This is a genomic window from Terrilactibacillus tamarindi, assembly GCF_009718825.1.
GTDB lineage: Bacteria > Bacillota > Bacilli > Bacillales > Sporolactobacillaceae > Terrilactibacillus > Terrilactibacillus tamarindi.
Genome location: NZ_WNHB01000015.1, coordinates 1 through 12,504, shown reverse-complemented (window position 1 = coordinate 12,504; position 12,504 = coordinate 1). Strand labels below are relative to the sequence as shown.

Annotated in this window: 11 protein-coding genes; 9 read left to right on the top strand and 2 right to left on the bottom strand. The window is 38.0% G+C overall.

The genetic code is table 11. The features are described 5' to 3' along the window. The 4 genes from GMB86_RS10000 to GMB86_RS09985 are packed head-to-tail and all read left to right on the top strand — an operon-like array spanning position 1 to position 4,919. Positions 1-1,659 carry a ribulokinase gene (locus GMB86_RS10000; protein ID WP_155219259.1) on the top strand — a complete coding sequence of 553 codons (1,659 nt, stop codon included), beginning with the start codon at positions 1-3 and terminating at the stop codon, positions 1,657-1,659. A 26-nt stretch (positions 1,660-1,685) separates the two neighbouring features. Further along, positions 1,686-2,636, top strand: a complete 951-nt coding sequence (locus tag GMB86_RS09995) for a dihydrodipicolinate synthase family protein (RefSeq protein ID WP_155219257.1) — start codon at positions 1,686-1,688, stop codon at positions 2,634-2,636. A 4-nt stretch (positions 2,637-2,640) separates the two neighbouring features. Next, a complete protein-coding gene (locus tag GMB86_RS09990) occupies positions 2,641-3,936 on the top strand; it encodes an MFS transporter (protein ID WP_155219254.1) in 1,296 nt (431 codons plus the stop codon). A 17-nt stretch (positions 3,937-3,953) separates the two neighbouring features. After that, the gene (locus GMB86_RS09985; RefSeq protein ID WP_155219251.1) at positions 3,954-4,919 is read left to right on the top strand and encodes a phosphoglycerate dehydrogenase; all 966 of its coding nucleotides are present in this window, start codon (positions 3,954-3,956) and stop codon (positions 4,917-4,919) included. A gap of 247 nt (positions 4,920-5,166) precedes the next feature. Here GMB86_RS09985 and GMB86_RS09980 read toward each other — a convergent pair whose 3' ends face one another. Continuing rightward, positions 5,167-6,396: an APC family permease gene (locus GMB86_RS09980; RefSeq protein ID WP_155219248.1), complete on the bottom strand. Its 1,230-nt coding sequence runs from the start codon at positions 6,394-6,396 to the stop codon at positions 5,167-5,169. A gap of 192 nt (positions 6,397-6,588) precedes the next feature. Here GMB86_RS09980 and GMB86_RS09975 point away from each other — a divergent pair, with 192 nt between their 5' ends. Beyond that, complete coding sequence (locus GMB86_RS09975) at positions 6,589-7,500, top strand: LysR family transcriptional regulator (protein WP_155219245.1); 912 nt, start codon at positions 6,589-6,591, stop codon at positions 7,498-7,500. 89 nt (positions 7,501-7,589) lie between these two features. Here the strand turns inward: GMB86_RS09975 and GMB86_RS15535 are convergent, their stop codons facing one another. After that, positions 7,590-8,114 carry a soluble NSF attachment family protein gene (locus tag GMB86_RS15535; RefSeq protein ID WP_196220184.1) on the bottom strand — a complete coding sequence of 175 codons (525 nt, stop codon included), beginning with the start codon at positions 8,112-8,114 and terminating at the stop codon, positions 7,590-7,592. A 189-nt stretch (positions 8,115-8,303) separates the two neighbouring features. Here GMB86_RS15535 and GMB86_RS16010 point away from each other — a divergent pair, with 189 nt between their 5' ends. The 4 genes from GMB86_RS16010 (at position 8,304) to GMB86_RS09955 (ending at position 11,719) form a co-directional block, all read left to right on the top strand. Next, a complete protein-coding gene (locus tag GMB86_RS16010) occupies positions 8,304-8,438 on the top strand; it encodes a hypothetical protein (protein ID WP_268987310.1) in 135 nt (44 codons plus the stop codon). A gap of 224 nt (positions 8,439-8,662) precedes the next feature. After that, the gene (locus GMB86_RS09965; protein ID WP_155219240.1) at positions 8,663-9,124 is read left to right on the top strand and encodes a tripartite tricarboxylate transporter TctB family protein; all 462 of its coding nucleotides are present in this window, start codon (positions 8,663-8,665) and stop codon (positions 9,122-9,124) included. Between the two features lie 19 nt (positions 9,125-9,143). Next, complete coding sequence (locus GMB86_RS09960; protein ID WP_155219236.1) at positions 9,144-10,670, top strand: tripartite tricarboxylate transporter permease; 1,527 nt, start codon at positions 9,144-9,146, stop codon at positions 10,668-10,670. 20 nt (positions 10,671-10,690) lie between these two features. Continuing rightward, the gene (locus tag GMB86_RS09955; RefSeq protein WP_155219234.1) at positions 10,691-11,719 is read left to right on the top strand and encodes a tripartite tricarboxylate transporter substrate binding protein; all 1,029 of its coding nucleotides are present in this window, start codon (positions 10,691-10,693) and stop codon (positions 11,717-11,719) included. Positions 11,720-12,504: the final 785 nt, after the last annotated feature.

Below are 12,504 nucleotides of genomic sequence, written 5' to 3'. Positions count from 1 at the left end.
ATGACAACTCGATATACGATTGGACTTGACTTTGGAACTTTATCTTGCCGAGCCGTGTTAGTTGACATATCTAATGGTGATGAGATCGCAACATCAGTGAAAGAATATGAAGATGGCGTTATAGATAAGTATCTACCAGGATCAAATCAACCATTGGGAAAAGACTGGGCTTTGCAGAACCCTGATAATTATCTTGATGTTCTCATCTCTACGGTCAAAGACATCATGCAAACATCAGGGGTTGATAAAAGCCAAGTGATTGGGATTGGTATAGATTTCACATCTTGTACTATGATGCCTATTGATAAGGAAGGAAATGTCCTCTGCCAAAAAAAGAAATATCAAGATAATCCGCATGCATGGGTGAAGCTATGGAAACACCATGCGGCATGGCCTGAAGCTGATAAATTAAATCAAATTGCACGAAAAAGAGGAGAGAGATTTATTAAGCGTTTTAACAACGGAGTATCCTCGGAATGGTTTATCCCAAAAGTTTGGCAAATACTAAATGAAGCACCGGATATTTACCAAGACGCTTATAAATTTATTGAAGCAGCAGATTGGATTGTTCTTAAGATGACAGGAAAAGAGGTAAGAAGCAGTTGTACTAGTGGTTATAAGGCGATGTGGAGTAAAAAAGAAGGTTTTCCTTCGACGTCTTTTTTTAAAGCGCTAGATCCTCGTCTTGAACACGTGGTTACAGAAAAAATGAGTACTGTCATTCATCCTGTTGGAACTAAAGCTGGAGGCCTTACTTCAAAATTTGCAAAAGTTATGGGTCTAGAGCCTGGTACCGCAGTAGCCGTTGGAATGATCGACGCTCACGTAGCTGTTCCAGCGCTCAATGTCACACATCCAAATGAGATGGTTATGATCATGGGAACGTCAACCTGTCATATTGTACTGAGTGATAAAGAACGGTTCATCCCAGGTATATCCTCTGTTGTTGAAGATGCGATTCTTCCAGGTATCTATGCTTACGAAGCCGGTCAATCTGCTACTGGAGATATGTTTGATTGGTTTGCGCGAGAATGTGTCCCTGCTCACTATGAAAAAGAAGCCAGATCACGAGGAATCAATATCCACCAATTATTAGAAGAAAAAGCCTTAAAATTACAACCAGGTGAAAGTGGGTTATTGGCGCTTGATTGGTGGAATGGAAGCAGACTGCTATCTAATGATGATTTATCCGGTGCGATCATTGGCCTGTCGTTGGGAACAAAACCTGAAGCGGTCTACCGCTCTCTTATTGAGGCAACGGCATTTGGCACGAGGCATATCATTGAAAGTTTTCAGAATGGCGGCATTGATATTAAGGTACTTCGTGCATGTGGCGGTTTATCATTAAAAAATAATATGCTGATGCAAATTTATGCTGATGTAACAAATATGGAAATCACTGTAGGTCGATCACTGCAGACACCTGCACTTGGTTCTGCTATGTATGGGGCAGCCGCCGCTGGTATTGAAAAAGGAGGCTATGGCTCCATTTATGAGGCATCAAAAAGAATGTCTAAAACAAGCCAGATATGTTATAGACCTATCAAAGAGAATGTTGATATTTATCATGAGCTATATAGTCATTATAAAGATTTATGTATCTTTTTTAGTCAAAGAGATAATCCGTTGATGAAAGTTTTACGACAATTTAAGAATTAAAATAATAGATAGAGAAGGTGTTAGGGATGATTAATACGTTTCCAAATGGAGTATGGCCAGTGATGTTAACGCCATTTACAAAAGAAAATGAGGTTGATTATGAAACATTATCGGGACTTATCGATTGGTATATGCAAAGAGGCGTGAGTGGATTATTTGCAGTATGTCAGTCGAGTGAAATGTTTGAACTTACCCGTGAAGAAAGAGAAAAAATCGCATCTTTTGTAAAGAATCAGGTTAACGGAAAAATCCCTGTTATTGCTTCAGGTCACGTGTCAGATGATTTCGGTGAACAATTGAAGGATGTTGTTGGCATGGCCAAACAAGGTGTAGATGCTGTTGTTCTGATCACAAACCGCCTTGCGAAAGAAGCTGAATCAGATGAAGTATGGAAAAGAAATACTGAAAATTTACTAAAACATATCCCAGAAGATATCTCTCTTGGATTATATGAATGCCCCTTTCCATACAAAAGAATCATGTCTCCAGAATTATTAAAATGGTGTGCAGAGACTGGGAGATTCTATTTCTTGAAAGATACGAGTTGTGATATTGGAAATATTAAAGCCAAATTAGAGGCCGTTGAAGGAACACAATTGAAAATCTATAATGCTAATTCGGCCACATTATTAGAATCTATAAAACTAGGTGCTGCAGGTTATAGTGGTATTATGGCTAATTTTCACCCTGAGTTATATGTTTGGTTATTAAAAAATTGGCATTCAAATCTTGAATTAGCGGAGAGTCTAGAAAATTTCTTAAGCATATCCTCTCTAATCGAAAAGCAGATGTATCCCGCCAATGCGAAATATAGCCTAACTCTAGATGGGCTAACCTGTGGACTTTATACTAGAACGCAAGATTATCGTCAATTTTCTTTAACAAATCAATTAGAAATCAATCAATTGTATGCGCTTTCAAATCAATACAAGAAAATGGTTTTAACACCAAAATGTCATCAACAGGAAAGGAAGTAAACCTATGTCTACTAAAAATACTCTAGTTAAAAGAACGAGGGTACGGTGGAATATCGCTATCTTAATGTGGGGTGTTATATCGATAAATTATATTGATCGTACGGTTCTTTCCGTAGTAGCCCCATCATTATCTAGTCATTTTCATCTATCAGAAGGAGAAATGGGAATTATATTATCTTCATTTTTTTGGTCATATGTAATATTACAGATCCCATCTGGATGGTTTGCAGACAAAGTGGGCCAAAGGTTGTGCTTAGCTATATCGGTGGCATGGTGGTCGATAGCCATGATGTTGACGGGACTCGCACGAGGATTTGGATCATTACTCGGATTAAGGATATTACTAGGAATGGGTGAAGCAGGGGCATATCCTTGTAACGCAGGAATTACAGCAAAATGGTTTCCAGATAAAGAGAGAGCTAGAGTAGCATCTATTTTTGATAGCGGCTCTAAATTTGGAACGGCCATAGCTATGCCATTCATCGTTTGGATTGTCACGATTTTAGATTGGAAAGCTGCCTTTTTACTATCTGGTTTATTAGGTTTCGTTTGGATTGTTATCTGGCTTGCCTATTATCGTGATCCCGAAAAACATAAGTATATTAACCAAGCAGAATTGGATTATATCAAAGAGGGTCAGACTCATAGTCATGATAAGGATGATATAGAAGGGGAAAAACCTTCTTTAAAGTGGTATCAGTTACTAAAATACCGTAATGTGTGGGCCTTGTGTCTCGGACATTTTTCTATTAATTATACAGCTTACTTTTTTATCACATGGTTCCCATCCTATCTCATCCAAGAAAGAGGGATGAAAATGATGACCATGGGATTTGTCTCTATGATTCCACCTTTGGTTGCTATTTTTTCTCAACTTTTCGCGGGGTGGCTTTCAGACAAATTGTATGAAAAAGGCATGGCTGTTACTCGTGTAAGAAAGACCTTTTTGGTTAGTGGATTAATAGTAGCTACAACGATTGGTGTAGCAGCATTAATAGATACAAACTGGATAATTATTACCTTGATGTCTTTATCATATGCGGGACTAACGTTTGCAGGATCCCAAGTATGGGCTATGCCAGCTGAAATTGCTCCAAAAAATATGGCGTCGACTTTAGGTGGCATACAGAATACATGTTCAAATATGGCTGGACTTCTAGGACCGATCATTACTGGATTTATTGTGCAATTTACAGGATCTTTTGTTCCAGCTCTATTATTAACAGCTGTTCTAGTCATATTGGGTGCACTAAACTATTTATTCTTACTCGGTGAAGTCAAACCAATAAAAGTTAAATAGAAAAAGGAGGACACAACATGTCCACAAGTAAAAAAGTATTAGTAACGGCAACAAATTATTCTGTACTTTGTAAAGAAGCAAAAGAAAAATTACGACAACATGGTTTAGAAGTTATCGAAAATCCGTACGGCAGACCTATGACTGATCAAGAATTAAAACTATATGTTCCTGATGTTGATGCAGTTATTGCTGGGGTTGACACATGGGATGATAATATTTTTCAAATAGCACCGAAGCTAAGAGTTATTTCAAGATTCGGTGTAGGGATTGATAATATTAATTTAGATCAAGCTAGATTGCGGGGTATCACGGTAACTAATGCTCCAAGATTAAATGCTAACGGTGTCGCAGAGTTAACCATCGGTCTCATATTTTCTGCTTTAAGAAATATTCCCAATCTAAATGAATCGACAAAAAAGGGATACTGGGAGAGATTTGTAGGAAATGAGATATCCGGGAAGACTATAGGTCTATTAGGATTTGGGAACATCCCCCAAATGGTAGCTAAAAAAATGCAAGGTTTTGATGTTAATCTATGTGCCTATGACAAATATCCAAATTTTGAAAAGGCCAAAGAGTATCATGTTCAAATGTTATCTTTAGATGAGACATTACGTTCAAGTGATATCATTTGCATGCATTTACCTAGTATTAAAGAGACCTATCATATCATGAATAAAGAAAATTTTAAAAAGATGAAAGATAAGGCTTATTTTATCAATACGGCGAGAGGTGCTTTGGTAGATGAACAGGCACTGTACTGGGCTTTAAACTCTGAAAAGTTGAGTTTTGCAGCTATTGATGTGTTTGAAGATGAGCCTGTTGCTAAAGACAATCCATTGTTTTCTTTGCCTAATATTGTAACAACACCTCACACTGCAGCTGAAACCTATCAAATATATCATGACGTGGGCTTATTAACTGCAGATGCTGTGATAGACGTTTTGGAAGGTAAAATACCTCTGAATATTGTGAAGGAATAAAGATTTTATTTCATTGAATAGATTGTATGTAGTCATATTTTCAAGTAAAAGTAGTTTTGAAGGTGATAAATGGATTGAAATTGAGCAGGCAAGATTTCCTGCTCTTTTTTACATTAAGAGAGTAAAGTTATTTGGTTTAAGAAGAATAAAAGTAAAGCTGCATCTGACGATAGTCAAAAAGAAAGCAGCAACTCCTTTTTAGAGTATGCTGCTGATTGATGTTAGGACATCAGAATTAACAACTAAATCACGAAGTCAAACAACTCCTTTTTCTTAAATGAATTAAAGTAAAACTTGCTAAGATCAAAGCTATGATGCCAATTACCCATAGCGATGAAAAAGCGAGAATGACTAAAAAACAAGCCAATAATCCAGTGGTGATGACTTTATATAACCATCCGTCAAGGAGTTTCCAGCCTGCAGCAATGCCAAAGCAGGCATTACATAAAAAGAAGGCATTGGCGACAGCGACGATTTTTTGGATGTTTAATAGATCAAGTGAAACAAGAACCAAGACACATATATGGATCAAGCTCAATCCAAGAATGGCTGTAATTGGGATATTCCGTTTATTTCGATAGGCAAGGAGGGATATCCATCGGGTATCTTGCGTCATGCTAGCAATTAATCTTGTTACACTTCCCATGACCTGTAAGTAAGTACTGATACAAAGAACAATCGTTATAAATGAAATGAGTGGTCCTGCCCAGTTACCGTAGAGGGGCGTTAAAATTCCAATAATTGTATCTCCAACATGATTTGATTCAGGGACACGCTGAATGGCTAGCGCAACTAACACTGAAACCAAAGTAACCACAATAGAACTTAGAACAATGGCTCGAGGTATGGTCGATTGAGGTTTTTTGACTTCTAAGCTATAATTACCGATCATTTCCCAACCGACTAATGCCCAAAACAATAATAGAATGCCGTAGCCAAACGATCCTAGATGAAAATTCGTTTCGAAAACGGCGGCATTTTTTTCATGAAACAAAGCTACGATAGATCCACTTAGTAAAATAATGACCGCAACGCTTGCAAAGATAAAGGATACTTTGCTAATAAACCGAATATTCGTGAGCAAAATCCCTACACAAATAGGAAGAAGCATGAATCCATAGATATATGAAGGAAAACCTGGGAACAGTTGATGAATATAGACACTGGCCGTCATTAAAACAGCCATGGGTCCAATAAAGGTTGCTCCAATAAAAAAACAAGCTGATAACTTACTGGCAAGAGGACCAAAAGCCAGTTCCGCTGTATGCGCAATTCCTTTTTCACTTGGAAAGGCGACACTTAACTTACCAAAAAGCATAGCAAATAGAAATCCAATGGTGAGAATCATGATCCAAGCTACAATGGCATAATCTCCAGTCGTTTTATATATCAGTGGAGGTAATAAAATAATCCCCGAACCGAGAATGGGGCCGATTAATAATCCGCTTAATAATAAAGGTCCTAATTTTTTCTTCATTAAAATTTCTCCTTCTCTAACATAGAGTACCGGCGTCAACACTATATTGTTGTTATTGAAAGGGCCCTTACGTTTTAGACGCTACTATGTTTATTTGATAACTTATTCCTATTGTAATCAGTAGGATGTCATCAGTAAAATAGATAGTAATGATGAAAACAATCGAAAATAACGATCGAGGTGAACATGACATTGGAAATTCGCCATTTAGTAACGTTTAAAACCATTGTTGAAAAAGGTGGTTACACCAAAGCCGCTGACTTTATGGGCTATGCACAATCGACCATTACGTCACATATTCAATCCATTGAGCAAGAATTGGGTCAGCCATTATTCAATCGTCTTGGTAAAAAAATAAAATTAACAGAAGTCGGAGAGCATTTGCTTCCTTACGCCAAGAAAATGATCGAACTAGAAAAACTAGCAACACAAATAACAGCACCAGAACAAGAACCAAAAGGAAATATCGTGATAGGTGCATCAGAATCATTAACGATTTATCGTTTGCCCCCCATTTTAAAAACTTTTCGTCAAAAATATCGACACGTGAAGATCATGCTAAAAACAGGCTCTTGTTACGAGCTAAGAAATGAACTCAGAAATGGGAATATCGATCTCGCTTTTATCGTTGATCAAGAAAAACAAGAGGTGGACTTAGAGGCAGAGATCTTAGTGGAAGAACCCATGGTCTTTCTCTTTCCGGCTAATATCTCTTTAGGGAAGGAACATAAATTTAGTCAAGAAGATACCTTCTTATATACGGAAAGAGGCTGCAGCTATCGCCAATACTTTGAAGAGATCCTTAAAAAGGAAGGTATTGTTGGAGATGATACGCTTGAATTTTGGAGTGTGGAAGCAATCAAACAATGTGTCATGAGTGGACTCGGGGTTTCGATGTTGCCATTAATGACGGTAAAAAAAGAGCTCATTTCCGGAAAAATAACTGGACAAATTACCCCTCCATCGGAAAAACCATTTGTCACACAAATGCTCTACCATAAGGATAAATGGAAATCACCAGCCCTACAAAAATTCTTGGATACTGTAAGATCAGAAGCCAGTGGTTGGAGTCGTGTAATGGAGGAATTTATAGAGACTGTATAGGAATTTTAAATTGAAGTTGAGCGTGGTTGGGGTGTGATGGGCTAGTGCTCGGAGAGAAATTGCACCGCTTCGGAAAGGAATTGAGAAGCTTAGGAAAGGAATTGCGCCACTTCAGTAAGGAATTGCGCCACTTCAGAGAGGAATTGCGCCGCATCGGAGAGGAATTGAGCCGCATCGGAGAGGAATTGAGCCGCATCGGAGAGGAATTGCGCCGCATCGGAGAGGAATTGAGCCGCATCGGAGAGGAATTGAGCCGCATCGGAGAGGAATTGAGCCGCATCGGAGAGGAATTGAGCCGCATCGGAGAGGAATTGAGCCGCATCGGAGAGGAATTGAGCCGCATCGAAGAAGAATTGAGCCGCATCGAAGAGGGATTGCACCACTTCAAAGAAGGATTGCACGACTTCGAAGAGGAATTGCACCACTTCAAAGAAGGATTGCACCACTTCAAAGAAGGATTGCACGACTTCGAAGAGGAATTGCACCACTTCAAAGAAGGATTGCACGACTTCGAGAGGAATTGCACCACTACAAAGAAGGATTGCGCCACTTCGAAGAGGAATTAAGCCACTTCGAAGAGGAATTGCACCACTTCGGCGACCATGGCAGAACATACCATTACTCCCCATATTGCTGGATAAACCAAATAATCTCAAGAAAGACTAGCTGATATTATTTCAGATAGGGTCATAAAAATACTTCAGGGAAATGAATTATTTTTTCTGTGTAACATAGATTTAGAGGGGGAGCGAAGTCTGAGTGTACATAGTGCTGAATTTTTAAACAATTTTATTCAAATTGTATTGATCAGTCAAAATGTTAAACGGTACGATGTCGAAGTGATTGATGCTTCTTTAGTCAAGGCTGATCTTGAAGGCAGCAGCCACAGAATCAGTAAATTGCGAATCTATACAAAACGAAAAAAAGAACCAGATTAATCCAGCTCCAATAGTAGCGATACCTTAATGAAAATCTTACTAGTCTTTTTAATCATGTCTGAGAGGAAACATCCAAAAACCTGATCGGTTGTACGATTCCTGGATGGAACACTTGGCAAATCGGAATGTTACAAAAACATGACTCTTCCAAATTAAGGAAATGTATTGAGAACCATTACAAAGTGTTAAACAGGCCTTAAGAAAAATAAAAGAGGGGGTAGGATATGACCTTTAAGCTATTTACCGAGAAAAAAATTAGTGGATTCATCGTGATACTGTTGGGTCTCTTATCCCTACATGAAGCTAAAACGCTGTTCCCTTATAGTAAAGATTTATTGATAGGTGACCATGTCTTTCCTGGTTTAATTGGTATTCTTCTTGTGGTATTCGGGTTAGCGTTGTTTTTTGAAAGAAAAACCGATGAGAAAAAAGCAGAGCTACCGACTGGAAAAACTCTTCTCATCTTAGTTTCTTCTATTGTAATACTGTTTCTTTACTGCTTGCTAATCCAGTTCGCTGGTTATGTAGTCAGCACATTAATAGCAGCTGCTTGTTTAATAAAAATTATTGGAAAATATCGTTGGATCAAATCCATCTTGATAGCAGGGACGATTACTGGTGTTTTCTATTTGCTGTTTATTGTATTTCTTAAGACACCGTTTCCAAGTGGAATTTTTACTTTTTAAAAAAGGAGGGAAGTTTCTTATGGAATCGGTCATATATCTGTTAAATGGATTTGGTGAAGTCATAACTCCTTCCAACCTGCTCATTGTCCTGCTTGGTTCTTTGCTTGGAACCTTAGTCGGAGTCCTTCCCGGGCTTGGTCCAACATCAGCGATTGCGATTCTCTTGCCAGTGACAACTGTTCTTAACCCTGCTCAAGGCTTGATGATGATGGCTGGAATTTACTATGGATCTATGTATGGAGGTTCAACGACTGCCATCCTGATGAATATCCCTGGTGAATCGTCGTCTGTGCCAACCACGCTGGATGGGTATCCTCTTGCAAAAAAGGGAAGAGCAGGTGCTGCTCTTGGAATTGCAGCGATTGGATCTTTTATAGCGGGTATTATTGGCTTGGTAGGTCTTATCCTTTTTGCTCCTTTCCTAGCAAACCAGGCTTTAAAATTTGGACCACCTGAGTACTTTACATTAATGTTATTTGCCTTATTGATACTTTTTAATTTAACAGGCTTTTCCCTGAAAAAATCAGCGATTATGGGCTTACTTGGCTTTTTATTCTCCTTGGTTGGTATTGGTTTGACTACAGGACAACCAAGATTCGACTTTGGCTTCAGTTTCCTGACTGGCGGATTTGAGATGATTAGCATCATCATTGGTTTATTTGCCATTGCCGAAGTATTGAAAGGACTTGAAGAAAATCGTTCTTTAAAGGTACCTAAGAAACCTGTACAAATTAGAAATATTTATCCGAGTAAAAACGACTTAAAACAAAGCAGCTTCCCGATTTTAAGAGGGAGTGTACTTGGCTTTTTTCTTGGCATCCTGCCAGGAGTTTCGGCGACGATTACTGCATTCTTGGCTTATGATTTAGAAAAAAAAGTTTCAAAAAATCCAGAGAAGTTTGGGAAAGGTGCGATTGAAGGGGTTGCAGGCCCCGAATCGGCCAATAACGCAACAAGCTCAGGAGGATTTATCCCACTGCTGTCATTGGGATTACCTTCATCACCACCATTAGCTGTATTACTTGCTGCGCTAATGATCTATGGATTAACACCTGGACCGATATTATTTGAACAAAATGGTCAAATCGTATGGACGATTATAGCGAGTATGTTTGTAGGGAATGTCATTCTATTAATTTTAAATCTGCCTTTGGTAGGATTGTGGGCAAAGCTCACAGATGTTCCATTTGGCATAATGGCTCCAATTATTCTCTTAATTAGTTTTGTTGGTGCATATTCTGTAAGAAATAGTATGTTCGATGTTGTCGTTGCTATTATATTTGGCGTACTGGGCTATTTATTTAACAAATTTCGTTGGCCTATTGTTCCGTTTATCTTATGCCTGGTTCTAGGTCCAAAAATAGAAACGTATTTCTTACAATCGTTGGAAATGTCATCAGGAAAACTATCCATCTTTGTTCAACGGCCTATCTCGCTAACCATACTACTATTGGCTGTGATTATTTTGATCGTTTCTATCATTCTAATGAAAAGAACGAAAAGAAGAATTTTACAAGAAACAGGAGAACAAATGGAAATCTCATAAAAAACGAGTGGAGGTTTATGATGAAAAAATTGTTCATGTTATCGCTCACTCTATTAATGCTTGTTGGGATTATTCTTTCAGGATGCTCCACAAAAACTGAAACTACTAATAAGGAAACCGGTGATAAGGGTAGTAAAGATATAAACTATCCGACTAGGCAAATTGAGCTTGTTGTACCATTTGGAGCAGGTGGAGGCGTAGATTTAGCAGCACGTTCGGTTGCAGACTATTTAAGCAAAGAGTGGGGTCAGCCTATTGTTGTAACGAATAAACCAGGCGGTGGCGGAATCATTGGCGCACAGTATGCATTAAAAGAGGCTAAACCGGATGGCTATACTGTACTCGTTAATAATAATTCCTCTACAACGATGTATGAAGCAGGAAATTCAAATCCAACTATAAAGATTAGTGATAATAAATTTGTTGCCCGGATTGCAGCAGGAACAACTGCTTATGCAGTAAAGACTGATGCTAAATGGAATAGCTTTAAAGATTTTTCAAAATGGGTAAAAGCGAATCCTAATAAATTAACTTGGACATCTGTGGGACCCGCTGGATTTTCGGCATTTGCAGTAGCTCAATGGCTACAATCAATAGGTGTTGATTATAGCAAAACACGAATAGTTTCATCTGAAGGTGCAGCTGACTCTGCAGCGAAGGTAGCAGGAGGACACGTCGTATTGTCGGTCCATACGGTTGGAGAGTTTGCACCTCTTGTTGAAGCAGGAAAAATTAAATTGCTTGCGGTTCAATCATCAGAACGTAATCCTATTTTCCCGAATGTTCCTACCACAAAAGAAGAAGGATTGGATGGATTAACAGTAAATTGGTGGACTGGTTTGTCTTTACCAGCCGATACTCCTGATGAAATCGTTAAAAAGTGGGATAAAGCAATCTCAAAAATGGAAAAAGATAAGGAGTTTATCAAGCATTTAGAAAAAATCAAACTAGAACCCGCTTATTTAAACTCTGCAGGTTTTTCAAAATCAATACAAAATGAAACAGAAACGTATAAAAAGTTAGCAAAGGAGACAGGAATTCGCAAATAAAGTATAAATAAAGATAATTTGGCTTATTTTAAGTGATAATTTGTACATCCAAATTTAAAACCCAGCTACCTTCACATGAGAAGATTAGCTGGGTTTCTTTACTGTTTTTCTATATTAAGTTCTTTAACTGTATCCATCCTTTCATTTTTATTTCCTTCACAGCGCACTCTCCTTCATGTCGTAATGTAGGTATTAATTATTAATGGTAGATTACTTATTGTTTTTAATCATGTAGTAAACTGTTAGATCAATTGTTTTATATCATGATCGTACCGTGATTGCGTTGCTTCAGAGGTGAATTGCGCAGCTTCAGGTCGCAACAACATCACCACCGAGTAGAATTGCCCCAACCTATGACGCTATTGCACTACTTTAGGTAAGAATTGCATCAGTGATATCTCGGATTGCACCTGTAATCCGAGTTGCTCCACTTTTAAATATCTGATTATTTACTAAAATTTCCCGTAATTAATAGATTAATAGAAAGAAAAAAGGGTATTGTATCTATAAGTTACAAATATTAATTCCTCCCCCTTTTTTCTCAAGTCCTTAATTGGGCTTGTTTTTTTATTATATGAAGCTTTTATAAAAGCCCCACGAAATTCGTGCGGCTTCTTTTAATATTTTTGTCTAATTGGACGGATTTTCTAACATTTAACGATACTAGTTTTCGCATTGAGTCATAATCAGTGGAGTGACACAATAGGGATAAATTAATTGACGTATTCATTTTAGTTATGGTATTATTCGTTTTCCATGACAAAAATAAATGATAAAAAAGGAGG